Below are 24,062 nucleotides of genomic sequence, written 5' to 3'. Positions count from 1 at the left end.
TCAGGACGCGCGGGGCTGATCGAGCAACGCGAGCCGGCCGAGCACGTCGCGGCCGACAGTACCCACGTCCTGACCCGACGCGGGGATCAACGTAACCCCGTCGGCCACTCCCGCCGAGGCGATGTCGGCGATCAAACCGGCGAGGCCGTCGACCGTGCCTGCGTAATGGACGGTCCCCTCGTCGGCAGGGCCGAGATCTCGTTGCGCCGACCGGAAGTCGCCGGCCACGGCGACGGTCACATCGAGGATCACCGCGACATCGTCGGAGCCGGCCCGGATGCGCGCCCGGACCCTCCTGGCCTGCTGAAGGTCAGCAGCAGCCACCCGGACGATCTGCTGATCACCGTCGGTGAGTTCGCTCACCCCGCCCGGAACACCGTCTTCTGCCACGAAAAGCCGCACCCGGCCAAGCTATCCAGCCGGCCGGGTGCGGTGCAGTGTTGCGATCAGCGAGAGTGCAATAAACGCACGCTCAGCGGGACGAGTCGTTCTGGGTGTCCGCCGGGCTGCCCTGTTCGGAAACCTCCTCTGGCGTGCCGTTCTTGCGCACGTCGTGAACCCTGGTCTTGTACAGGCTCGCGGCCGTGGTGATGAGCAGCGTGACGATGATCACGCCGAGGCTCGCCAGCGTCGGGATCTCCGGCACCGGAACATGCTCGCCGCCGTTGATGAACGGCAGTTCGTTCTCGTGCAGGGCGTGCAGCAGCAGCTTCACACCGATGAAGCCCAGGATGAAAGCCAGGCCCTGCGACAGGTACACCAGGCGCTTGAGCAGGTCACCGAGCAGGAAGTACAGCTGGCGAAGACCCATGAGCGCGAACACGTTCGCCGTGAACACCAGGTACGGCTCCTGGGTCAGGCCGTAGATCGCGGGGATCGAGTCGAGCGCGAACAACAGGTCGGTGGTGCCCAGCGCCACGATGACGAGGAACATCGGCGTCATCAGGCGGACGCCGTTCTCCTTGACCCACAGCCGCAGCCCATCCCACTGATCGGTGAACTTCATGTGCTTCTGCGCGAACCGCACGACCCCGTTCTCGGCGTCGTCGTCGTGATCGGTGTCGCGGACCAGCTTCAGGGCGGTGTAGATCAGGAACGCGCCGAAAAGGTAGAACACCCATGAGAACTGGTTGATCGCGACCGCGCCGAGCGCGATGAAGATGCCGCGGAAGATCAGCGCCAGGATGATGCCGACGAGCAGCGCCTGCTGCTGGTAGATCCGCGGCACCTTGAAGCTGGCCATGATGATCAAGAAGATGAACAGGTTGTCCACCGAGAGGCTGTACTCGGTGAGCCAGCCTGCGAAGAATTCCACCCCGTACTGGTGCCCGTGGAAGACCCAGGTCCAGATACCGAATGCGATGGCGAGCCCCACATAGATCGTGAGGGCTGTTCCCGTCTCGCGCTTGGACGGTTCATGGGGCCTACGCCCGATGACGAGGACATCGAAAAGCAGGATGCCGATCGTCACGGCGAGGGTGATCCCCCACTCGAGCCCACTGACGTTCATTAAACCTCCGGTCGTCTCACACGCCGGAGGTCTCTTCCACCACCGCCACCGGCGGTAGGCCCACAGCACCGGTCGTCCGATGACGGACGACGTGATGACGACACCGTGGCGAAGGAATACTCCCCTCCAAGCCGCTCATTGTGCCAGGCAGCTGCCCGACACGCGAAACGAGCAACCCGACGGCGTGAGCTGACCCCGGACGCTTAGTAGTTTGTACCCGTGACAGCCCCGGATCGAACCCCCGAGATCCCGCAGCAATATCTGCTGTCCGCCTACGCGTCGGAACCGCGCACGCTGATCGACATCCTCAACGAGACAGCCCGCCGGTTTCCCGACGCCCCCGCGATCGACGACGGAACGGTGCAGCTCACGTATGCCGAGCTGGTGTCCGACGTCGAGGACAGCGTCGCGTGGCTCGGTGCCCGCGGCATCGGTCGCGGCGATCGCATCGGGATCCGGATGCCGTCGGGGAGCTATGCGCTCTACGTCGCGATCCTCGCCACCCTCGCCGCGGGCGCGGCCTACGTGCCGGTGGACGCCGACGATCCGCAGGAGCGTGCCGACCTCGTGTTCACCGAGGCCGCCGTCGTCGGCGTCATCACCGAGAAGGGCCTCGTGCGCGGTCCCGGCTCCTCGCGCGGCTGGCGCGCGACGGCGCCGCTGAGCCGCGACGACGCGTGGATCATCTTCACGTCCGGGTCCACCGGCACCCCGAAGGGTGTGGCCGTCACCCACCGCAACGCGGCGGCCTTCGTCGACGCCGAGGCGAAGATGTTCCTGCAGAACAACCCGCTGGGCCCCGGAGACCGCGTGCTGGCCGGGCTGTCGGTGGCGTTCGACGCCTCCTGCGAGGAGATGTGGCTGGCGTGGCGTCACGGCGCCTGTCTGGTGCCCGCTCCGCGGTCGCTGGTGCGCAGCGGAATGGACCTCGGCCCGTGGCTGGTGTCCCGCGACATCACGGTCGTCTCGACGGTGCCGACGCTGGCCTCGCTGTGGCCCGCCGAAGCACTGGAAGCGGTGCGGCTGCTGATCTTCGGCGGCGAGGCCTGCCCGCCCGAACTCGCAGAACGGCTCGCGGCCGGACCAGACTCGGCAGGCCGCGAAGTATGGAACACCTACGGCCCCACCGAAGCCACCGTCGTCGCCTGTGCGGCCCGCCTCGACGGCTCCGGAGGGCAGGAGCGTAGCGACCCGGGAAAACCAAACAGGAGCGCCGTCAGCATCGGCCTTCCGCTGCCCGGGTGGGACCTGGCGGTCGTCGACAAAGAGGGTCGGCCGGTGGGGGTCGGCGAGGTCGGCGAGCTCGTCATCGGCGGGGTGGGGCTGGCGCGCTACCTCGACCCGGAGAAGGACGCCGAGAAGTACGCCTCGTCGGCGACGCTGGCGTGGAGCCGCGCCTACCGCAGTGGTGATCTGGTCCGGCTCGAAGCCGACGGCCTCTACTTCATGGGCCGCGCCGACGACCAGGTGAAGGTCGGCGGGCGCCGCATCGAACTCGGTGAGGTCGACACCGCGCTCGTCAACCTGCCGGGCGTCAGCGGCGGGGCGGCGGCCGTCCGCAAAACCGCAAGCGGGACACCGCTTCTCGTCGGCTACATCGCCGTGGCTCCCGGACTCGAAGGGACGTTCGACGTCGCCAACGCGCGGGCTCTGCTCGCCGGATCCCTGCCTGCGGCGCTCGTCCCCCGGCTGGTCGTCGTCGACGAGCTGCCGACACGCACGTCGGGCAAGGTCGACAGGAATGCGCTGCCGTGGCCCGTCGACGACCCCACCGATGACGGTGCCGATCTCGGAGGCACTCTCGGCTGGCTGGCCGGACTGTGGCGCGAGGTGCTCGCCTCACCGATCGACGGGCCCGAGGCGGACTTCCACGCCCTCGGCGGCGGATCGCTGTCGGCGGCCCAACTCGTCGCGGCCCTGCGGCAGCGCTATCCGCAGGTGACCGTCGCCGACCTCTACGACCATCCGCGCCTCGGCTCACTCGCCGGGTATCTCGACGAACTGGCTCCCCCGCCCGCCGTCGAGACCCGGACCGTCAAGCCGGTCTCGGCCCTGACCCAGGCCGTGCAGGTGGCGCTCACGGTGCCGCTGGCGATGCTGACCGGCATGCAGTGGGTGGTGTGGCTGGCCGTCGCCAACAATGTCGCCGCCGAGCTGTCGCTCGTCGACTGGGTGCGGCCGATCAGCTGGTGGTGGGTGCTGGGCGGCTTCCTGCTGTTCGTCGCGCCGCCGGGCCGCATGGGCATCGCGGTGTTCGGCGCGCGGATCCTCGTCGGGAATCTGCAGCCGGGGACATATCGCCGCGGGGGGTCGGTGCATCTGCGGCTGTGGCTGGCCGAGCGGCTCGCCGAGGCCAGCGGTGCCGAGAACATGGCCGGTGCGCCGTGGCTCGTCTACTACGCCCGCGCGCTGGGCAACAAGATCGGCAGCGGCGTCGACCTGCACTCTGCACCGCCGGTGACCGGGATGCTGACGCTCGGGCACCGCTGCTCGATCGAACCGGAGGTCGACCTCACCGGCCACTGGATCGACGGCGACCAGTTCCACGTCGGTCCGATCACCGTCGGCAACGACGCCACCGTCGGCGCGCGCACGACGCTGCTGCCCGGCGCCGTCGTCGGCAAGAACGCCGACGTGGCCCCCGGGTCGGGGGTGGTCGGAAAGGTGAAGAACGGCCAGTACTGGAAAGGCTCACCCGCCATCAAGTCCGGTAAGGCCAAACACCCGTGGCCGGATCACCGCCCGCCCCGCGCCCCGCTGTGGGTGGCGATGTACGGCCTCACGTCGATGCTGCTGGGTTCGCTTCCGTTGGCCGCGTTGGCCGCCGGGCTCGCCGTCATCGGGTGGGCCGTGCGCGGCACGTCGTCGGTGACGTCGGCGATCCTGCCCGCACTCGTGTGGGTCATACCTGCGACCACCGCAGCGGTGGTCGTGTACGCGCTGCTGACGTTCGTCGGTGTCCGGGTGTTGTCGCTGGGCCTCAACGAGGGCTACCACCCGGTGCGCAGCCGCTCCGGCTGGCAATTGTGGGCCACCGAGCGCCTGATGGACGCCGCCCGCAACTACCTGTTCCCCGTCTATGCGGGCCTGCTCACACCGTGGTGGCTGCGGCTGCTCGGCGCGAAAATCGGTAAGGGAACCGAGATTTCGACGGCACTGATGATCCCGAAGTTCACCGTCGTCGACGACGGCGCGTTCCTCGCCGACGACACCATGGTCGCCTCCTACGAATTGGGCGGCGGCTGGATCCACGTCGCGCGGGCCACCGTCGGCAAGCGCGCGTTCCTCGGCAACTCGGGCATCACGCAGCCCGGACGGCGGGTGCCCGACGACGGTCTCGTCGCGGTGCTGTCGGCCACCCCGCACAAAGCGAAGGCGGGCTCGTCGTGGCTGGGCAGTCCCCCGGTGCGGCTGCGGCGGCAGCCGACCGCAGCCGACGCGCTGCGCACCTTCCACCCGTCGACGCGCCTGAAGGTGTTGCGCGCCACGGTCGAGACGTTCCGTTTCCTTCCGGTCATCGTGACGTTCGCGATCGGCGTCGCGGTGCTCCTGACGATCCAGCACATGGCGGTGTCGTACGGCTGGCCGTGGGCGGGCGTGGCTGCCGGCCCGATCCTGCTGGTCGCCGGCGCCGTGGCCGGCGGGATCGCGGTTGTCGCGAAATGGCTTCTGGTGGGCCGGATCGCCGCGATCGAACATCCGCTGTGGTCGTCGTTCGTGTGGCGCAACGAGGTGTCGGACACGTTCGTCGAGACCGTCGCCGCCCCGTGGTTCGCCCGCGCCGCATCGGGTACGCCCGTCATGAACCTGTGGCTGCGGGGCCTGGGCGCGAAGATCGGACGCGGCGTGTGGTGTGAGACGTACTGGCTTCCCGAAGCCGACCTGGTGACCCTCGAGAAGGGCGCCACGGTCAACCGCGGCTGCGTGGTGCAGACGCACCTGTTCCACGACCGCATCATGCGGATGGACACCGTGGTCCTGGAGGAGGGTGCGACGCTGGGACCGCACTGTGTGGCACTGCCCGCCGCGCGTATCGGAGCAGCCGCCACCGTCGGACCCGCATCCCTGGTGATGCGCGGCGACGAGGTACCACCCTCGACACGCTGGCAAGGCAACCCGATCGCGCCGTGGAATCCACGCAAGAAGCGCAGCGAGTCAACGGATTCCAAGCCGAAGAAGTCTGCGGCCGCGTGACAGCACGCAAACGGGTCGCCAAGAAGAGCGCTGCGCCTGTCATCGACCCGTATCTGCCGGACGCCGGCAATTTCGGCTTCCGGGTGTCGCGCTACGAACTCGAGCTCGAGTACAAGGTCGCCATCAACCGGCTCACCGGCTCGGCGACGATCACCGCAGTCACGCTGGCCGAGCTGAAGACCTTCACCCTCGACCTGTCGAACGCGCTGTCGGTGACGAAGGTGACGGTCAACGGCAAGCGGCCCGCCCAATTCCGGTCCGCCTCGGGGAAACTGAGCATCGCACTCACCGACCGCCTGCCCGCCGGTGCGGCGATGACGATCGCCATCCGCTACGGCGGCACCCCCCGTCCCATCCGATCTCTTTGGGGCGAGGTCGGATTCGAGGAACTGACCGAGGGGGTGCTGGTCGCCGGCCAACCCAACGGTGCATCGTCGTGGTTCCCGTGTGACGACCACCCGAGTGCGAAAGCCAGCTTCCGCGTCCAGATCGCCACGGAGAGTCCCTATTTCGCGCTGGCGAACGGGGCGCTGCTAGCCAAGCGCGCCCGTGCAGGCATGACCACCTGGGTGTACGAGCAGGCCGAACCGACGTCGACGTACCTGATGACGTTGCAGATCGGCATGTACGACAGACACCGGATGGCCAAGAACGGCGTCGAGATCTTCGCGGTCCTGCCGACCCGGCTGCGCGCCGCGTTCGACCACGACTTCGGACGCCAGCCGCAGATGATGAAGCTGTTCGCCAAACTCTTCGGGCCGTACCCGTTGGCGACCGGCTACACGGTCGTGGTGACGGACGACGATCTTGAAATACCACTTGAGGCACAAGGTATTTCGATCTTCGGTGCGAATCACTGCGACGGCAGGCGGGGCGCGGAGCGCCTGATCGCGCACGAGCTGGCACACCAGTGGTTCGGCAACTCGGTCACCGTGCAGCGCTGGCGTCACATCTGGTTGCACGAGGGCTTCGCCTGCTACGCCGAGTGGTTGTGGTCCGAGCATGCCGGTGAGCGCACCGCCGACGAATGGGCCCGCCACTACCACCACCGGCTCAAGAGCTCGCCGCAGAATCTCGTGCTCGCCGACCCCGGGCCGCGCGACATGTTCGACGACCGCGTCTACAAGCGCGGCGCGCTGACGCTGCACGCGTTGCGCAAGCACATCGGCGACACGAATTTCTTTGCGCTGCTGAAGGGTTGGACGACGCGCTATCGCCACAGCAGTGTGGTCACCGACGACTTCATCGGCCTGGCGAGCCAGTACGCCGACGACTCCCTGCGGCCGTTGTGGGCGGCGTGGCTCTACTCGACGCGGGTGCCGCCGCTGGACCACGGGTCGTGACCGACGCGACGGCGGGGCCGTCGGGGGCGGTCAGCCGCGGCAGCGTGGTCCGGGTCGGGGCGGCCACAGCGATCTCGGCGCTGTGCGGATACGCGGTGCTCTATCTGGCGGCGCGCGACCTCGAGCCCGCCGGCTTCTCGGTGTTCGGCGTGTTCTGGGGCGCGTTCGGGCTGGCCAGCGGCGCCGCGTTCGGCCTGCTGCAAGAGACGACGCGGGAGGTGCGCTCCCCCACTGCCGACCCCGACGGCAGGCTCACCCGCCCGATGCGCGTCGCCGCCGGACTCGGACTCGGCGCCGCCGCCACCATCGCCGCCACCTCGCCGCTGTGGGCGTCGCACGTGTTCGTCGACGCCCGCCTCCTCAGCGTCGTCCTGCTGTGCGGGGGTCTGGCCGGCTTCTGCCTGCACACCACACTGCTCGGGGCGCTCGCCGGGATGGACCGCTGGTCGGAGTACGGCGCGTTGATGGTCACCGACGCGGTGCTGCGCGTCGTCATCGCCACCGCGAGCTTCGCCGTCGGATGGGGCCTCGGCGGCTACCTGTGGGCGACCGTCGCCGGGGCAATGGGGTGGGTTCTGATGCTCGCCGTCTCCCGCGCGACGCGGGCCGCCGCGCAGGTGATCACCCCGGGCGGGACGGCGACGTTCCTGCGCGGCACGGGCCATTCGGTCGCCGCGGCAGGCGCCAGCGCGGTGCTGGTGATGGGATTTCCGGTACTGCTCAAGGCCACGTCCGACGACCTCGGCGCCGCCGGTGGCGTCGTCATCCTCGCGGTCACGCTGACGCGGGCCCCATTGCTCGTGCCGCTGACGGCGATGCAGGGAAACCTGATCGCGCATTTCGTCGACCAGCGCGACCATCGCCTCAAGGCGCTGATCGGACCGTCGGCGCTGGTGGGTGTGATCGGTGTGATCGGGGTGGTCCTGGCGGCACTGTTCGGACCGTGGCTGCTGCGCGAAGCGTTCGGCGCGCAGTACGTGGCCGACGGGGCCCTGCTCGGCTGGCTGACGGCCGCCGCGGTGGGCATCGCGCTGCTGACGCTGACGGGCGCCGCGGCCGTCGCGGCGGCGATGCACCGGGCCTACGCGGCGGGTTGGGTGATCGCTACGGTGGCCTCGACGCTGCTGCTGATGCTGCCGCTGGACCTGGAGAACCGCACGGTGGTCGCGCTGCTCGGCGGACCGGTGATCGGCATCATGGTGCATCTGGTGGCGCTCGCCGGGGCGGCTCGGCAGCGCCCACCTATGCTGCGTTCGACGACTGAGGAGACGATATGAGCTGGCTGGTGACCGGCGGCGCCGGATACATCGGTTCGCACGTGGCCCGCGCGATGCTGGACGCCGGCCTCGGCGTGGTGATCATCGACGACCTGTCGACAGGCATCGAGGCGTTCGTGCCCGACGGCGCGGATTTCGTCAAGGGGACGTTGCTCGACGCGGCGCTGGTCGACGACACGGTGAAGGACGTCAGCGGCGTTATTCACATCGCGGGCTACAAGTACGCCGGCGAATCGGTCAAACGGCCTCTGCACACCTACGAGCAGAACATCTCGGCGACCGTCATCTTGCTGCAGGCGATGGAGCGCCACGGGGTCGACCAGATCGTCTTCTCCTCAAGTGCCGCGACGTACGGCACACCGGACGTCGAGTTCGTCGACGAGTCCACACCAACGGTTCCGGAGTCGCCGTACGGCGAGACGAAGCTGATCGGTGAATGGCTGCTGCGCGATGCCGGCCGGGCGACCGGCCTGCGGCACACCAGCCTGCGCTACTTCAACGTCGTCGGGTCCGGCTCGGACGAGCTGTACGACGCCAGCCCGCACAACCTTTTCCCCAGGGTGTTCGACATGCTCTATCGGGAAGAGACCCCGCGCATCAACGGCGACGACTATCCGACGCCGGACGGCACCTGCGTGCGCGACTACATCCACGTCACCGATCTCGCGCTGGCGCACGTCGCGGCGGCCCGCAGGCTGGCCGACGGACTGGCGGTCGAACCGGTGTACAACCTCGGCAGCGGGGCGGGCACCTCGGTGCGCGAGATCATGAGCGCGATGCGGGACATCACCGGCATCCACTTCGAGCCGGAAGTCATTCCGCGGCGTCCCGGAGATCTCGCCCGAATCGTCGCCACCGGCGAGCTCGCCGCGCGCGACCTGGACTGGGCCAACCGGCACACGCTCGAAGAGATGGTCGCCTCGGCGTGGCGGGCTCGGCAGAAGGCCGGAGACACGTATCCCCGCTAGTTCCATGAGATCTGCCGTCGCCCGCGCCGCCGTGGTGCTGATCGCGGTGCACCTGGTCATCCGGGCGGCGTTGGCGTTCGGCGGCTACTTCTATTGGGACGACCTGATTCTGGTCGGGCGGGCGGGCACGCAGGGCCTGTTGTCGCCGGGGTATCTGTTCGATGACCACGACGGGCACGTGATGCCCGGAGCGTTCCTGGTGGCAGGGGCCATCACGCGGATCGCGCCGCTGAACTGGGTGGGGCCCGCTCTGAGCTTGGTGGTCCTCGCGCTGGTCGCGTCGCTGGCGCTGCTGCGCGCCCTCTACGTCATCCTGGGCTGGCGGCCGGTGTTGTTGCTGCCGTTGACCTTTGCCCTGTTCACCCCGCTGGCGGTGCCGGGTTTCGCATGGTGGGCGGCGGGTCTGAACTCGCTGCCGATGCTGGCGGCGATGGCATGGGTGTGCGCCGACGCGATCCTGTTGATCCGCACCGGAAACCAGCGTTACGCGCTCACCGGCGCCGTGGTGTTCTTCGGCGGGCTGCTGTTCTTCGAGAAATCCGCGATCATCCCGTTCGTCGCATTCACCGTCGTCGCGCTGTACGGCCACGCGACGGGCAGCTTCTCGGTGCGCGACGTGTGGGGTCGAGGTCTGCGGCTCTGGGTGGTGTCGCTGGCGCTGATCGCGGCGTGGACCGGCGTGTATCTGCTCGTTGTCGACCAGCAGCGCTGGAGTTTCGATCCGGCGATGACCTGGGAGCTGTTGCGACGCTCTTTCACCCACGGCATCGTGCCCGGTCTTGTTGGCGGCCCGTGGGATTGGCAACGGTGGGCACCTGCCTCGCCGTGGGCGGTGCCGCCGATGACGGTCATGATCCTCGGTTGGGTGGCGCTGGCCGCGGTGGTCGCGGTGACGGTGATGCGCAAGCGTCGGCTCGGTCCGGTGTGGTTGGCGGCGCTCGGGTATGCGGTGGCGTGCCAGGTGCCGATCTATCTGATGCGCTCGTCACGGTTCACCGCGCTGGAGCTGGCGCAGACACTGCGGTATCTGCCCGACCTTGTCGTCGTGCTGGCGCTGCTCGCGGCGGTGGGGCTGTGCGCGCCCAATCGGGAGCGATCGGCATGGCTGGATTCCTCCGTTCGCCGGAGTGCCCTAACACTTTGCGTGGCAGCCGCTTTCGTGGCCAGCAGCCTGTACTCGACGGCGACCTTCCTGACCAGTTGGCGCGACAACCCGGCGCAACCGTACCTGCAGAATGCGCGCACGGGCCTCGCGCAGGCGCACGCCACCTCCGATGCCCCGATGCTCGACCAAGAGGTGGACCCGCTGGTGCTGCAGCGTGTCGCGTGGCCGGAGAACCTGGCCTCACACATGTTCGCGCTGCTCTCTGATAGACCCGAGTTCTCCTCGTCGACAACGGATCTCCGCATGCTCGACGTCAGGGGCAATCTGGTGGATGCCAATGTGACGTGGGTCCGCAGCATCAGGCAGGGCCCCGACGATCAGTGCGGATACCTCGTGCAGCCGGACTTTCCGGTACGCATGCCGCTCGACGGACCGCTGCTGCCCGCCGACTGGACAGTCGAGATCAACTACCTCGGCAACAGCGACGGTTCGATGACGCTGTCCCTGAGTGAGGGCGAGGCCGTCAAGGTGCCCGTTCACCCCGGCCTCAACCGGGTCTACGTGCGACTGCCCGGCGCGGGTGACGCGATCACCGTCGAGGCCACGACGGCGGCGTTGTCGGTCTGCATCGCGTCGGGACCGGTCGGATTCGTAGCGCCCACTAGATGAACCGATCGACCGCGCCGGCGATTGCGCGCCGCATCGCCGGGCTGCCCGTGTGCCCGGAGTCGTCGATGACGTTCAGCGTCGCGTCCGGCCACGCCTTCGCAAGATCCCAGGCGGTCGACAGTGGACTCCCCAGGTCGAGGCGGCCGTGGATCAGCACACCGGGAATGCCCTGAAGCCGATGCGCGTCGCGCAGGATCTGCCCGTCGTCGAGCCAGGCGCAGTGCGCGAAGTAATGGGTGCAGATGCGGACGAACTCGTACCGGGCCGCGCCGGTCTTGGCGCTGTATTGCCCTGGGCTGCCCAACGCTTCGTGCCCGATCACCGCGTCCTCCCACGCACACCAGTCGGTGGCCGCCTTCTCGCGCACCCCCGAATCAGGGTCTTCCATCAAGAGCCGGTAGGCCTCGACGACGTCGTCCCCGTCGGGCGCACCGGCACGGAACTGCTCCCACGCGGCGGGCAGCAACCGACGTAATCCGCGGTACAGCCAATCGATCTCGTCGGCCGTCGTCATCGTGACGCCGACCAGCGCGATGCCGCTGACGTTCTCCGGGTGGCGTTGCGCGTAAAGCAGGATCAGCGTGGACGCCCAGGAGCCGCCGAACAGCAGCCACGTGTCTACCCCGAGGTGCTCGCGCAGTCGTTCCATGTCGGCGAGCAGATGTGCGGTGGTGTTGTGCGTCATGTCGGTCGTCGGGTCCGCCGCGCTGGGCACGCTGTAGCCGCATCCGCGCTGGTCGAACGAGACGACGCGGAAGGCGTCCTGGTCGAACATGCCCTGTTCGAACGTTGTGTGCGCGGTCCGCGATCGTCCACTGCCCGGCCCGCCGTGCACGACCAGCACGGGGCGTCCCTCAGGGTTACCGCGCGTCTCCCAGAAGATCCGGTTGCCGTTGCCGACATCGAGTAGCCCGGAATCATTCATGGCTTGATTATCTCGGTTTCGTAACGAAACCGGCCGGGCCCGCGATGTCTCGAGGATGAAGATCCTTAAAGTCTTCGCGATCAGCACTGTCGTCGCCACGACCCTCGGCCTGACCGCCGAAGTCACGGCGCAGGCCGATGTAGCCACGGGGTTGTATGCCGGCGTCAACCAGCTCCGTCCCTGCGGGGCGATCCGTCAGGATCCGCGCCTGGCCGCGGCTGCGCAGCGGCACGCCAACGACATGCTGACGAACAACAACCTCAGCCACACGGGTTCGGACGGCTCGTCACCGGCCGCACGAATGACCGCCGCGGGCTACGGCGGGGGCGCCTCCACCGGAGAGATCGTCTTCTGGGCGACAGGATCCTCTGCGACCGCGGACGCGGCACTTGCCTTCTGGATGGGCAGCCCTGGCCACCGGGACATCATCCTGAACTGCGGATACGGCGCAGCCGGCTTCGCCACCGCATCGAACGGCACCATGATGACCGCCGTCGGCGACTTCGCGACGTAGACAGATAGCGAAACGCGAGGGTTTCTATCTCGAAATCGTCTCATTATCAGCCGATTTCGACACAGACAGATACCGAATTACACCGAAGGTATCTGTTCGGAAACGTGTATTCCGTCATGCCCTTCCGGTCGATAAATTGACGATGTCGTTCTGTGGACGGCCTCCTACGCGGAGCGAAAAGTGTGACTGTGATTGAAGGAGTTGGTGGTTGATGGCGGTCTTTGATCGACTCAGCATCAGAGTGGCCGCCGTCGGCGCGGGGTTATGCAGTGTCGCCCTGACATTGAGCCCCGGCGTTGCGCAAGCCGGCGGTGCCTGCTACGAGAGCTCGGCCGGCGAGGTTCCGGCGGCGGCAGCGGCGGCGCCGTGTGCGCCGATCACCGGGATGGCCGGCGGCATCCCAATGGCTCTGCCCGGGCCCATCCCGCCGCCCCTGGCTCCGCCGCCGATCGTGCCGCCGCTGGCCCCGCCACCGGTAGTCCCGCCGATCGTCCCGCCGCTGGCCCCGCCGCCGGTCGTTCCGCCGATCGTCCCGCCGCTGGCGCCGGCACCGCTTGCGCCGATCATCCCCGCGGCTGGAGCCGGCGGTCTCCCGGTTACCACCATGGGCGGTCTCGCAGGCAAGGGCGACATGACAGGTCCCGCGCCGAGCGGAGCACCCGTGGCCGGTCAGCCGATCGCCCCCGGCCCTACAAGGTGAGTTGACTCCGATGGCCCGCCCCCTCTGAGGGGGCGGGCCATTGGTATTTGTCAGGTAAATAACTTGTGGCACAACGCAAATCAGCCGCACCGCTGCGAGGCGATCGCAACGATGCGGCTGAGACGGAACGCTACTGGGGCCGCGCCTGGGGTACCTCGACGCTGTTCTCGCGCACGATGATCGGGTCGCCCACGTTAACCGTGTTGAAGTACCACTCCGCGTCTTCGGTGCTGAGTCCGATGCAGCCATGGCTGCCGTTCTCATAGCCCATCTGATTGACGGCCCACGGAGCCGAGTGCACGAAGAGTCCTCGCTGGGTGAACCGGACGGCGTACTCCACGTCCAGCAGGTAGCCGTCCGGAGCGTCCTTGGGGATCCCCACACTGCTCGAATCCATGACCACGTCACGTTCTTTGGCGAGAACGGAGTAAATACCCACGGGGGTGGGGTATTCCGGCCGACCCATCGAGGCCGGGAAGACCCCGTTCTGACCGAAGAACGGCCTGTGGTGCGGCGCGGGTAGCTCGGACGGGGGCTTACCGTCGATCGTCACGGTGAACGTGTGGTCCGAGAGGTTGGCGACGCCGACGACGGCCGGGCCGATGTCGATCCTTCTGGTGGGCATGTTGCCCACCGTGAGCATCACCGTGCTGTGTGCAGGCCAGAACTCATCCGGAACCCATTGCGCGACATTGCCTTCGACCCACTCGAACTTGCCCGTCATGGGCGGCTCGGAGGTGATGCGCACAGACCGTTCAGCGGCGCGCCGATCGGCCACGAAGCGATCGAACGTGATGACCACCGGGTGGGCCACACCGACAACCGAACCCGCGGCGGGCAGCACCGATTCGACGTCGAGTTGCGGTGTCCAACTGGCCACTTCGCTGATCTCGACGGGTCTTACGACCACGCACGCAGCCACGATGCCCACAGCAAAGGCAGCACTTCGCACAGCCACGCGCATGGCACTCCGTATCGCTCGCAGAACCCTCAGATATTGACGGTTGGAGTCCCACGATAATGGGCAAAAGTAGCGAGCAAACCTTCGTTTCGATCAAGGATTCATCACGCTTCGGCGACGCGCATCCGCTAATGTCATCGTGAATCTCGAAGCGAGAAACCGTGTTTCGGCCAACAGCTGTTGAACGCTTGCGGAGAACCGCGACGAATGGCCCGCGAACGTGCGCAGAGGGCGCAAAAACGGCTGATCTCCCGCCCTGAGCGCACGCTCGTGCGGGCGGCCCAGGCCAGGGAAAGGATCTGTGGAGCCGCCCAGGGGAATCGAACCCCTGACCTTCTCATTACGAGTGAGATGCTCTACCGACTGAGCTAGGGCGGCGCGCTGCGAACAGCGGCATGAGTCTACGGCAGGGTTCGCCTACGACCCAACTCAGCTGCGCAGAGCCTGCCCCACGGTGCCGACCATCGCGTCCACCGCGAACTTCGGCTTGACGTTGACCGCCAGCGCCTCCCGGCATTCCAGAACCGCCTCGATACAGCGCAACAGCTTCTCCGGTGACGCGTGCGCCGCCATCGCGGCGACCTTGTCGGCCATGTCGGGATGATTGGGCGACACAGCGGTGGCCCCCGAGGACACCAACAGCGCGTCGCGGAAATACGTCGCCAAGTCGATCAGCGCACGGTCCAACGCATCGCGGGACGCCCTCGTCTGCCGCGATTTCTGACGTTTCTCCAGGTCTTTGATCGCGCCGGCGGCACCCCGCATCGTGCCCGCGGTGCCCTTGCCCGTACCGCCGGCGCCCAGCGCGGTGCGCAGTTCCTCGGCCTCGGTTTCGTTGCGGTCCTCGGTCAGCGCTTTGGCCTCGGCATCGGCCGTCGCCACCAGTTCCTCGGCGGCGGCATAGGCCCGCGACGGCGTCGCGGCATCACGGGCGAGGCTCAGCGCACGCTGTCTGCGTTGCCTGGCCTGCTCATCGGTAGCCAGCCTGCGGGCCCGACCGACATGACCCCCGCTGACCGACGCGGCCCACGCAGCGTCTTTCTCCGGAAGCCCGTCGGCATCGATCAGCACCCGCGCGATGGCGTCCACCGGCGGCGTGACCAGCGCGACATGGCGACAGCGCGACCGCAGCGTGATCGCGATGTCTTCCGGATCCACCGAAGGCGCACACAACAGGAACACCGTGGACGGCGGCGGCTCCTCGACGACTTTCAGCAGCGCGTTGGCCGCGCCCTCGGTAAGCCGGTCCGCGTCCTCGACGACGACGATCTGCCAACGGCCCGTACCTGGCCGGCGGGACGCGACCTGCACGATCGTGCGCATCGCGTCGACACCGATCGACAATCCCTCCGGGATGATCCGGCGCACGTCGGCATGGGTGCCCGCCATCGTCGTCGAGCAGGCCCGGCACTCGCCGCAGCCGGGCGGCCCGTCGGACGTGCACTGCAGGGCGGCCGCGAAGCACAGCGCCGCCACCGAACGTCCCGAACCCGGCGGACCGGTGATCAGCCACGCATGCGTCATCGTGCCGGTCTGTGCGCCAGCCCCCTCACCGGCACCGTTGTGAGCGGAATCACCGCGTGCCGCGCGTGCTGCGGCGATGAGCTCCGCTTCGACAGCGTCCTGCCCCACCAGACGAGAGAAAACACCGGCCATCGCCGATAACAGTAGTGCTGCGAACCGACACGTCCGTCCCAGACGCCCCTTCTGCGTCAGCGCGGCCCGATACGGTTAACCAATGCCCGGCGAAGCGACCGAGATCGGACGGATCAGTGCATTCGTCCGCTGGGTCGCGCGCACGCCCTGGCCGGTGTTCACCCTGGGCATGCTCCAGGCCGACATCATCGGTGCCCTGCTGGTCCTCGGTTTCCTGCGGTTCGGTCTGCCCCCGGAGGACCGCATCCAGCTGCAGGACCTGCCCGCCTTCAACCTGGCGATCTTCCTGGGCTACCTGTTCGTCTCGTTCACCGTGGCGTCGTACCTGACGCTGCGGATGCTGATCCCGGTGATGCGCTGGCAGCGCCGCGACATGCTGCTCGGTGACCGCGACCCCGCCGACACCGAGGTCGCCCGCATGCGGGCGCTGAAGATGCCGTTCTACCGGTCCCTGATCAGCGCGACGAACTGGCTGCTCGGCTCGATCGTGTTCATCGTCGCCAGCTGGCCGGTGGCGTCGAAATCCGCACCCGTGGTGGCGGTCGCGACGGGCCTGGGCGCCACCGCGACGGCGATCATCGGCTATCTGCAGTCCGAGCGCGTCCTGCGCCCAGTGGCGGTGGCGGCGCTGCGCGGCGGCGTTCCCGAGAACTTCCGCGCACCCGGCGTCATCCTGCGCCAGGTGTTGACGTGGGTGCTGTCCACGGGTGTGCCCGTACTGGCGATCGTGCTCGCGCTGGTCGCGAGCAAGTTCGAAATCCTCACAGCGCCCGCAGACCGGCTGATCACGACGATCCTGCTGTTGTCCATCGTCGCGCTCGTGATCGGGCTGTCGAGCACCGTCCTGGTGGCCATGTCGATCGCCGACCCGCTGCGGCAGCTGCGCTGGGCGCTGGGCGAGGTGCAGCGCGGCAACTACAACGCCCACATGCAGATCTACGACGCCAGCGAGCTCGGGCTGCTGCAGGCCGGGTTCAACGACATGGTCCGCGACCTGGCCGAACGACAACGTCTGCGCGACCTCTTCGGCCGCTACGTCGGCGAGGACGTCGCCCGCCGTGCCCTGGAGCGCGGCACCGAGCTCGGTGGCCAGGAACGCGACGTCGCGGTGCTGTTCGTCGACCTCGTCGGCTCGACCCATCTGGCCGCGACCATTCCCGCGTCCGAGGTCGTCAACCTGCTCAACGAGTTCTTCCGGGTCGTCGTCGACACCGTCAACCGGCACGGCGGCTTCGTCAACAAATTCCAGGGCGACGCGGCGCTGGCCATCTTCGGTGCCCCGATCGAGCATCCCGACGCGTCCGGCGCGGCGCTGGCAGCGTCCCGTGAGCTGCACGACGAGCTCATCCGGGTGCTCGGCGAGACCGACTTCGGTATCGGGGTGTCCGCGGGCCGGGCCATCGCCGGCCACATCGGCGCGCAGGCCCGCTTCGAGTACACCGTCATCGGCGACCCGGTCAACGAGGCAGCACGGCTCACCGAGCTCGCCAAGCTCGAACCCGGCCACGTGCTCGCGTCGTCGCTCGCGGTCGCCGACGCACTCGATGCCGAGGCGCTGTGCTGGGATGTCGGCGAGATCGTCGAGTTGCGCGGACGGACCGCGCCGACTCAGCTGGCCCGCCCGATCAATCTGTTCACCCCGGGCAGCGTCGACGGTCAGGTGGCAGACGACGCGTCCAGCAGAATCCGCTGAACTCGGCCTTAAGCCTTCTTGGCGGCCTTCTTCGCGGGGGCCTTCTTCGCAGCCTTCTTGACCGTCTTCTTCGCCGCGGCCTTCTTCTTCACCGGGCCGCGGGCCCGGCGGTCGGCCAGCAGCTCGGAGGCCCGCGCATCGGTGATCGACAGCACGTCGTCACCCTTGCGCAGGCTGGCGTTGGTCTCGCCGTCGGTGACGTAGGGGCCGAACCGGCCGTCCTTGATCACCATCGGCTTCTCCGACACCGGGTCGACGCCGAGTTCGCGCAGCGGCGGCGTCGCCGCGCCCTGCCGTCCACGACGTTTCGGCTCGGCATAGATCTTGAGCGCCTCGTCGAGCGTGATGTCGAACATCTGCTCCTCGGTGGCCAGTGACCGAGAGTCGGTGCCGCGCTTGAGATATGGGCCGTAACGACCGTTCTGCGCGGTGATCTCCTCGTTGTTACTCGGGTCGACGCCCACGACACGCGGCAGCGACAGCAGACGCAGCGCATCTTCGAGCGTCACCGTCTCGAGGTCCATCGTGCGCAGCAGCGAACCGGTGCGCGGTTTCGGCCCCGTCGGAGTCTTCTTCTTCTTGGCCGTCGTCCCGTCCTCGGGATCTTCCGGCGGTGCGGGCAGCACCTCGGTGACATACGGCCCATACCGGCCGTCCTTGGCCAGGATCTCGTGCCCGGTCTCCGGGTCCACACCCAAGGAGCGGCCCTCTTGCGGTGTGGCGAAAAGCTTTTCGGCGAGTTCGAGGGTCAGCTCATCCGGGGTCAGCTCGTCTTTGAGGTTGGCGCGCTGCGGCTTGAAGCCCGTCTCACTCTCGGGATCGGCGATCATCCGCTCGAGGTACGGCCCGTTGCGGCCGACGCGGACGTTGATCGCACGGCCTTCCTCGTCATCAAAGAGCTTGATGGAGTTGACTTCTCGTGCGTCGATCTCTTCGAGGTTGCCGCCGACGAGCTTCTTCAGGCCACCGGCGCGGGCGATGGAACCGTCGACGCCGTGCTCACCGCCGAAGTAGAAGTTGTTGAGCCAGTTGGTCCTTCGCTCGTTCCCGGAGGCGATCTCGTCGAGCTCGTCTTCCATCGCGGCAGTGAAGTCGTAGTCGACCAGGCGGCCGAAATGCTGCTCCAGCAAGCCGATTACGGCGAACGCTACCCACGACGGGACCAGCGCACTGCCCTTCTTGTGGACGTATCCGCGGTCCTGGATCGTCTTGATGATCGAGCTGTAGGTCGAGGGCCGGCCGATGCCGAGGTCTTCGAGCGCCTTGATCAGCGACGCCTCGGTATAGCGCGCGGGCGGCGACGTGGTGTGGCCGTCAGCCGTCAGATCCTTGGCGTCCACGCGCTGACCCTGGGTCAGGTTCGGCAGCCGGCTCTCGGCGTCGTCCGCCTCGCCACCTGCCTGCTCATCGAGGCTCTCGACATAGGCCTTCAGGAAGCCCGCGAACGTGATGGTGCGGCCGCTGGCGTTGAAGACGACCTGCTCGCCACCGGAGGCTTGCCCCGAAATCCGCAGCGACAGTGTCGTCCCCCGCGCATCGGCCATCTGGGACGCGACGGTGCGCTGCCAGATCAGCTCGTAGAGCCGGAACTCGTCGGTGTCGAGCTGGCTGTGCAGCTGGCCGGGCGTCTGGAAGACGTCACCGGCGGGGCGGATGGCCTCGTGAGCCTCCTGCGCGTTCTTCACCTTGCGGGTGTACTGGCGCGGCGTCGGGTTGACGTACTCCTCGCCGTACAGCTGGCGGGCCTGGTTGCGGGCGGCATCGATCGCTGACTGCGACAACGTCGTCGAGTCGGTACGCATGTAGGTGATGTAGCCGTTCTCGTACAGCCGCTGCGCGATGCTCATCGTGCGCTCCGACGACATCCGCAGCTTGCGGCCCGCCTCCTGCTGCAGCGTGGAGGTCATGAACGGCGCATACGGGCGGCGGGTGTACGGCTTCTGCTCGACCGACGAGACCGCGAGCTGCGCACCGCGCAGCCCGGCAGCCAGGCCGGTGGCCGCAGCCTCGTTGAGGACGAGGACCTCGTCGGGCTTCTTGACCGCACCCAGGGAGTCGAAATCGCGGCCCGTGGCGACGCGGCGGCCGTCGACGCTGTTCAGCTTGGCGACGAAGGTCGGCGGGCTCGCCTGGGCATCGGACACGCTGGCATCGAGCTCGGCGGTGACGTCCCAGTACCCGGCGCTGCGGAACGCCATGCGCTCGCGTTCCCGCTGCACGATGATGCGCGTCGCGACGGACTGCACGCGGCCTGCCGACAGCTTCGGCGCGACCTTCTTCCACAGCACGGGACTGACCTCGTAGCCGTAGAGGCGGTCCAGAATGCGGCGCGTCTCCTGGGCGTCGACCAGGTCGTTGTCCAGGTCGCGGGGGTCCTCGGCGGCGGCGCGGATCGCGGGCTCGGTGATCTCGTGGAACACCATCCGCTTGACGGGGATACGCGGCTTCAGGGTCTCCAGCAGATGCCACGCGATGGCCTCGCCCTCGCGGTCACCGTCCGTCGCGAGATAGAGCTCGTCGACGCCTTTGAGCAGGTCTTTCAGCTCGGCAACAGTGTTCTTTTTGTCCGGGCTGATGATGTAGAGCGGTTCGAAGTCGGCGTCGACGTTGACGCCGAGACGCGCCCACGGTTCCGACTTGTATTTGGCAGGCACATCGGCGGCCGCGCGCGGCAGGTCACGGATGTGTCCGCGGGAGGACTCAACGATGTAGTTGGACCCCAGATAACCTGCGATTTTGCGTGCCTTAGTGGGCGACTCGACAATGACCAGTCGCCGCGTTGAAGACCCGTTCCTACCGCCGCCGCGGTCCTCGTCAGCCACGTGACTTATTCACCGATCCAGCTCCACCATTCTTCTGCTGCCTACGGAGGCATTTACTCATGCGTCCCGCTCTGGCAACTCACAATTTCGCACTCCGGGCTTGCCTACGCAAACCGTCCCTCCCCGATCGGACTGCCGCAGACCTACTGGATCCGCGGCCAATGCGACAACGCCTCAGCAGCCGCAGGAGGTTCCCCCACGTTCTCTACCAGGCGCGATAGACGTCGTCGTCCACTGATCCGCAGCGCCGGACGCGACCCTCGGGTACCGATGAGAGTCGGCGCGATGCCCACCCTCATCATTGCCGATGCCAGCGCGGAATGCGTGTCGGGAGCGTGCGGATCCAGCCCGAGCAAGTAGCGATCGGCCTCCGGGGTGCCTGACGCAAGCGTCCAGGCCCGTAACTCGCGGGCCCCGGGCAACCACTGCGCCGGGACGGTCTTGACCGCTCCTCGGGTCCATTCAGCGGCAATTCCGGCGAGGCGGACGTCGGCTGCGGTGCGCACGAGCGGGTTGTTCTCGTCGGTGCGAGCGATCTCGGGGTCCAGGCCGGCGTCGGCGATCATCTCGGCGAGCGCCTCGGCGCGCCACAGCTGATCCACCACGACGGACAATCGGGCGGCGCCACCGGTGACCACCACCTGTCCCGGCGCGGCCAGTAGACCCGTCAGATCGGCGATCGCCGGGGGCACCGACTCCGCCGAAAAGAAGGACAGCTGACTCACACCGACGACACTAAGCCAGGGGGACTCTGCAGACGCGTTACCCGGCCGCAGGTCCTTTTCCCTCACAAGAGAAACCCCCGCGTCATCCGGTGGACGGCGCGGGGGCGTGAGGTCTTTGGTTGCTCTTGCTCAGACGGCGCGGACGCCGGTGGCCTGCGGGCCCTTGGGGCTCTGGCCGACCTCGAACTCGACCTTCTGATTCTCTTCCAGGGTGCGGAAGCCGGACCCCTGGATCTCCGTGTAGTGGACAAAAACGTCAGCGGAGCCGTCCTCGGGGGCGATGAAGCCGAAGCCCTTCTCCGCGTTGAACCACTTCACAGTTCCCTGTGGCATCTTTCGTACTTTCCTTCTCTATATTCACCGGGTGCGGCCCGCCGTGTTTCGGCAAGCCGGGCCCGTTCCGACCGCCATACCTTCGTGGAGTGCCCGGAACTCGACCCGACCTACAACCCTCGCAGGAACCGCGACCGCAACGTCGTTCCTGCGAGTGCTGATACACGAACACAGAAGCTGCGACCGCGATTAGTCAACCACGTTCATGGCTGCTGCGACAGTCTCGCCGGGATCGCGTAGTGAAGAATTCACGTACACCTTGTGCTGGGCCGGGTTTTGGGCGGCTTCAGCCTCCAACCGGGAGGGTCGGATGTGACTGATCCGGTGCCGGATTTCGGTCGCGAACTGCTCGCGTGCGCGGTCGAAGGCACCGCCGCAGACGAGCATCCGCTGCGCCATGTCGCAGATCTGGCGCCCAGGCGTGCCCGATCTCAGACGTGGCCGCACTGGGCGGACCCAGATGTGGTGCGGGCGTTCCATGATCGTGGTGTCGAGTCGCTGTGGTCGCATCAGCTCGCGGCGGCCGAACTCGCTCACAACGGGCGCCACGTGGTGCTCAGCACGGGTACCGCGTCGGGCAAGTCGCTGGCGTATCAACTGCCCATATTGACGAGCTTGAAAGACGATCCGCGGTCCCGGGCGCTCTATCTGTCACCCACGAAAGCACTCGGTCACGACCAGTTGCGGGCGGCGGCAGCGCTCACCGCCGCCATCCCGCAGCTCCAGGATGTCGCGCCGGCCGCCTACGACGGGGACAGTCCGTCCGAGGTGCGGCGCTTTGCGCGGGAGCGATCGCGGTGGATCTTCTCCAACCCGGACATGATCCACCTGTCACTGTTGCGCAACCACGCCCGTTGGGCGGTCTTCCTGCGCAACCTGCGCTATGTCGTCGTCGACGAATGTCATTACTACCGAGGCATTTTCGGCTCGAACGTCGCGATGGTGCTGCGCCGACTGCTGAGGCTGTGCCAAAGATATGCGCCAGCCGATACCGGCTTCTCGGGCCCGACGGTCATCTTCGCCAGCGCGACCACGGCCCAGCCGGCGGTGACGGCGTCGGAGCTGATCGGACAGACCGTGGCCGAGGTGACCGACGACGGCTCGCCCCAGGGCGCCCGGACGGTGGCGCTGTGGGAACCGGCTCTGCTTCCTGATCTGTTGGGCGAGAACGGGGCACCGGTGCGGCGGTCGGCCGGCGCCGAAGCGGCGCGGGTGATGGCCGATCTGGTGACCGAGGGCGCGCGCACGTTGACGTTCGTGCGCTCGCGCCGGGGCGCGGAGTTGACGGCCTTGGGCGCGAAGGCCCGGTTGGCCGACACCGCACCGGAATTGGAACCGCTCGTCGCGTCCTATCGAGCCGGGTATCTCGCCGAAGACCGCCGGGATCTCGAACGCGCGCTCACCGATGGAGAGCTGCGTGGCATGGCCACCACGAACGCGCTCGAGCTCGGGGTCGACATCGCGGGGCTGGATGCCGTTGTGCTGGCCGGGTTCCCGGGGACAGTTGCGTCGTTCTGGCAGCAAGCCGGGCGTGCGGGCCGACGCGGTCAGGGGGCGCTCATCGTGCTGATCGCACGCGACGATCCGCTGGACACCTACCTGGTGCATCATCCCGCGGCGCTGCTCGACAAGCCGATCGAACGCGTCGTCATCGACCCGAGCAACCCATACGTGCTCGGCCCTCAGCTGCTTTGCGCCGCAACGGAATTGCCACTCACCGACGTCGAGGTTCGGACGTGGGACGCGGAGACGGTCGCCGCCACCCTCGTCGACGACGGCCTGTTGCGCAGACGCCCGAGCGGATACTTCCCGGTTCCGGGCCTCGACCCGCACCCCGCCGTCGACATCCGCGGCTCCTCCGGAGGGCAGATCGCGATCCTGGAGGCGGGCACCGGCCGGATGCTCGGCAGTACGGGCGCCGGGCAGGCGCCTGCCTCCATCCACCCCGGCGCCGTTTATTTGCATCAGGGTGAGAGTTATGTCGTCGACTCGCTCGATTTCGAGGACGGCGTGGCCTTCGTCCACGCCGAGGATCCCGGTTACACGACGTTCGCCCGCGAAGTCACAGACATCGCCGTCACCGGACCGGGTGAGCGCGTCGAGCATGGTGCCGTCACCGTCGGACTGGTCCCCGTCTCGGTCAGCAACACCGTCACCGGATACCTCCGCAGGGCCCTCGACGGCGAGGTGATCGACTTCGTTGAGTTGGAGATGCCGACGCGGACGCTGGACACGATGGCGGCGATGTGCACCATCACCCCGGAAGCGCTGCAGGACAATGGGATAGGACCGCTGCGAGTACCGGGATCGTTACACGCGGCCGAGCACGCTGCCATCGGTCTGCTGCCGCTGATGGCCAGCTGCGACCGCGGCGACATCGGAGGGGTGTCCACCGCCGTCGGTCCGGTGGACGGCCTTCCGACGATTTTCGTCTACGACGGCTATCCCGGGGGCGCCGGGTTTGCCGCCCGTGGTTACCGCACGATGAAGCGGTGGTGGGAGGCGACGGCGTCGGCCATCGAGGCGTGCGAGTGCCCGGCGGGTTGCCCTTCGTGCGTGCAGTCCCCGAAATGCGGCAACGGCAACGACCCGCTCGACAAGGCAGGAGCCGTTCGGGTGTTGCGCCTGGTCACAGCCTTGCTGGACGAGCAGTCGGGGTAGGTAAGA

Annotated in this window: 17 protein-coding genes and 1 tRNA gene; 9 read left to right on the top strand and 9 right to left on the bottom strand. The window is 67.8% G+C overall.

The features are described from left to right. On the bottom strand, positions 1–402 hold the full coding sequence (locus tag P9A17_RS11710) for a hypothetical protein (RefSeq protein ID WP_278038812.1): 402 nt from the start codon (positions 400–402) through the stop codon (positions 1–3). A 70-nt stretch (positions 403–472) separates the two neighbouring features. Next, positions 473–1,510: a TerC family protein gene (locus tag P9A17_RS11705; RefSeq protein WP_278038811.1), complete on the bottom strand. Its 1,038-nt coding sequence runs from the start codon at positions 1,508–1,510 to the stop codon at positions 473–475. Positions 1,511–1,729: 219 nt separating this feature from the next. Here P9A17_RS11705 and P9A17_RS11700 point away from each other — a divergent pair, with 219 nt between their 5' ends. From P9A17_RS11700 to P9A17_RS11680, 5 genes are read left to right on the top strand one after another with little or no spacing between them, the layout of a single operon-like run. Beyond that, positions 1,730–5,704 carry a Pls/PosA family non-ribosomal peptide synthetase gene (locus tag P9A17_RS11700; RefSeq protein ID WP_278038810.1) on the top strand — a complete coding sequence of 1,325 codons (3,975 nt, stop codon included), beginning with the start codon at positions 1,730–1,732 and terminating at the stop codon, positions 5,702–5,704. Beyond that, a complete protein-coding gene (locus tag P9A17_RS11695) occupies positions 5,701–7,047 on the top strand; it encodes a M1 family metallopeptidase (protein WP_278038809.1) in 1,347 nt (448 codons plus the stop codon). Before P9A17_RS11700 ends, P9A17_RS11695 begins: the two co-directional genes overlap by 4 nt. Next, entirely contained in the window at positions 7,044–8,324 is a 1,281-nt protein-coding gene (locus P9A17_RS11690; protein WP_278038808.1) for a hypothetical protein, read from the top strand. Before P9A17_RS11695 ends, P9A17_RS11690 begins: the two co-directional genes overlap by 4 nt. Continuing rightward, positions 8,321–9,292 carry a UDP-glucose 4-epimerase GalE gene (galE, locus tag P9A17_RS11685; RefSeq protein ID WP_278038807.1) on the top strand — a complete coding sequence of 324 codons (972 nt, stop codon included), beginning with the start codon at positions 8,321–8,323 and terminating at the stop codon, positions 9,290–9,292. The genes P9A17_RS11690 and galE overlap by 4 nt, the downstream gene beginning before the upstream one ends. Before the next feature lie 4 nt (positions 9,293–9,296). Further along, entirely contained in the window at positions 9,297–11,066 is a 1,770-nt protein-coding gene (locus P9A17_RS11680) for a hypothetical protein (protein WP_278038806.1), read from the top strand. Here the strand turns inward: P9A17_RS11680 and pip are convergent. Then, on the bottom strand, positions 11,059–11,991 hold the full coding sequence (gene pip, locus P9A17_RS11675; protein ID WP_278038805.1) for a prolyl aminopeptidase: 933 nt from the start codon (positions 11,989–11,991) through the stop codon (positions 11,059–11,061). The genes P9A17_RS11680 and pip overlap by 8 nt on opposite strands. Positions 11,992–12,046: 55 nt before the next feature. Here pip and P9A17_RS11670 point away from each other — a divergent pair, with 55 nt between their 5' ends. Both P9A17_RS11670 and P9A17_RS11665 read left to right on the top strand, forming a co-directional pair. Beyond that, the gene (locus P9A17_RS11670; protein ID WP_278038804.1) at positions 12,047–12,505 is read left to right on the top strand and encodes a CAP domain-containing protein; all 459 of its coding nucleotides are present in this window, start codon (positions 12,047–12,049) and stop codon (positions 12,503–12,505) included. Between the two features lie 211 nt (positions 12,506–12,716). Beyond that, entirely contained in the window at positions 12,717–13,205 is a 489-nt protein-coding gene (locus P9A17_RS11665; RefSeq protein WP_278038803.1) for a hypothetical protein, read from the top strand. Between the two features lie 130 nt (positions 13,206–13,335). Here P9A17_RS11665 and P9A17_RS11660 read toward each other — a convergent pair whose 3' ends face one another. From P9A17_RS11660 to P9A17_RS11650, 3 genes are all read right to left on the bottom strand, one after another. After that, the gene (locus tag P9A17_RS11660) at positions 13,336–14,169 is read right to left on the bottom strand and encodes a L,D-transpeptidase (protein ID WP_278038802.1); all 834 of its coding nucleotides are present in this window, start codon (positions 14,167–14,169) and stop codon (positions 13,336–13,338) included. 299 nt (positions 14,170–14,468) lie between these two features. Further along, positions 14,469–14,544 (bottom strand) — tRNA-Thr (locus P9A17_RS11655). Between the two features lie 51 nt (positions 14,545–14,595). After that, positions 14,596–15,822 carry a DNA polymerase III subunit delta' gene (locus tag P9A17_RS11650; protein ID WP_278038801.1) on the bottom strand — a complete coding sequence of 409 codons (1,227 nt, stop codon included), beginning with the start codon at positions 15,820–15,822 and terminating at the stop codon, positions 14,596–14,598. A gap of 82 nt (positions 15,823–15,904) precedes the next feature. Between P9A17_RS11650 and P9A17_RS11645 the strand changes: the two genes are divergently transcribed. After that, positions 15,905–17,515, top strand: a complete 1,611-nt coding sequence (locus P9A17_RS11645; RefSeq protein WP_278038799.1) for an adenylate/guanylate cyclase domain-containing protein — start codon at positions 15,905–15,907, stop codon at positions 17,513–17,515. A gap of 8 nt (positions 17,516–17,523) precedes the next feature. Here P9A17_RS11645 and topA read toward each other — a convergent pair whose 3' ends face one another. The 3 genes from topA to P9A17_RS11630 form a co-directional block, all read right to left on the bottom strand. Continuing rightward, entirely contained in the window at positions 17,524–20,337 is a 2,814-nt protein-coding gene (gene topA / locus P9A17_RS11640) for a type I DNA topoisomerase (RefSeq protein ID WP_278038798.1), read from the bottom strand. 143 nt (positions 20,338–20,480) lie between these two features. Next, on the bottom strand, positions 20,481–21,062 hold the full coding sequence (locus P9A17_RS11635) for a hypothetical protein (protein ID WP_278038797.1): 582 nt from the start codon (positions 21,060–21,062) through the stop codon (positions 20,481–20,483). 129 nt (positions 21,063–21,191) lie between these two features. Then, entirely contained in the window at positions 21,192–21,395 is a 204-nt protein-coding gene (locus tag P9A17_RS11630; RefSeq protein ID WP_006243848.1) for a cold-shock protein, read from the bottom strand. A gap of 324 nt (positions 21,396–21,719) precedes the next feature. On the opposite strand from P9A17_RS11630, the gene P9A17_RS11625 reads away from it, so the two are divergent. Next, the gene (locus P9A17_RS11625) at positions 21,720–24,056 is read left to right on the top strand and encodes a DEAD/DEAH box helicase (RefSeq protein ID WP_278039820.1); all 2,337 of its coding nucleotides are present in this window, start codon (positions 21,720–21,722) and stop codon (positions 24,054–24,056) included. Positions 24,057–24,062 lie beyond the last annotated feature (6 nt).

Source organism: Mycobacterium sp. 236(2023), from assembly GCF_029623955.1.
In the GTDB taxonomy this organism is placed as follows: Bacteria; Actinomycetota; Actinomycetes; order Mycobacteriales; family Mycobacteriaceae; genus Mycobacterium.
This window is presented reverse-complemented; position numbering and strand designations above follow the sequence as displayed.

Coding starts and splice junctions, on each gene's coding strand:
- pip (WP_278038805.1), bottom strand. CDS start 11,991: ATGAATGATTCCGGGCTACTCGATGTCGGCAACGGCAACCGGATCTTC.
- P9A17_RS11705 (WP_278038811.1), bottom strand. CDS start 1,510: ATGAACGTCAGTGGGCTCGAGTGGGGGATCACCCTCGCCGTGACGATC.
- galE (WP_278038807.1), top strand. CDS start 8,321: ATGAGCTGGCTGGTGACCGGCGGCGCCGGATACATCGGTTCGCACGTG.
- P9A17_RS11650 (WP_278038801.1), bottom strand. CDS start 15,822: ATGGCCGGTGTTTTCTCTCGTCTGGTGGGGCAGGACGCTGTCGAAGCG.
- P9A17_RS11630 (WP_006243848.1), bottom strand. CDS start 21,395: ATGCCACAGGGAACTGTGAAGTGGTTCAACGCGGAGAAGGGCTTCGGC.
- P9A17_RS11665 (WP_278038803.1), top strand. CDS start 12,717: ATGGCGGTCTTTGATCGACTCAGCATCAGAGTGGCCGCCGTCGGCGCG.
- P9A17_RS11680 (WP_278038806.1), top strand. CDS start 9,297: ATGAGATCTGCCGTCGCCCGCGCCGCCGTGGTGCTGATCGCGGTGCAC.
- P9A17_RS11660 (WP_278038802.1), bottom strand. CDS start 14,169: ATGCGCGTGGCTGTGCGAAGTGCTGCCTTTGCTGTGGGCATCGTGGCT.
- P9A17_RS11645 (WP_278038799.1), top strand. CDS start 15,905: ATGCCCGGCGAAGCGACCGAGATCGGACGGATCAGTGCATTCGTCCGC.
- P9A17_RS11670 (WP_278038804.1), top strand. CDS start 12,047: ATGAAGATCCTTAAAGTCTTCGCGATCAGCACTGTCGTCGCCACGACC.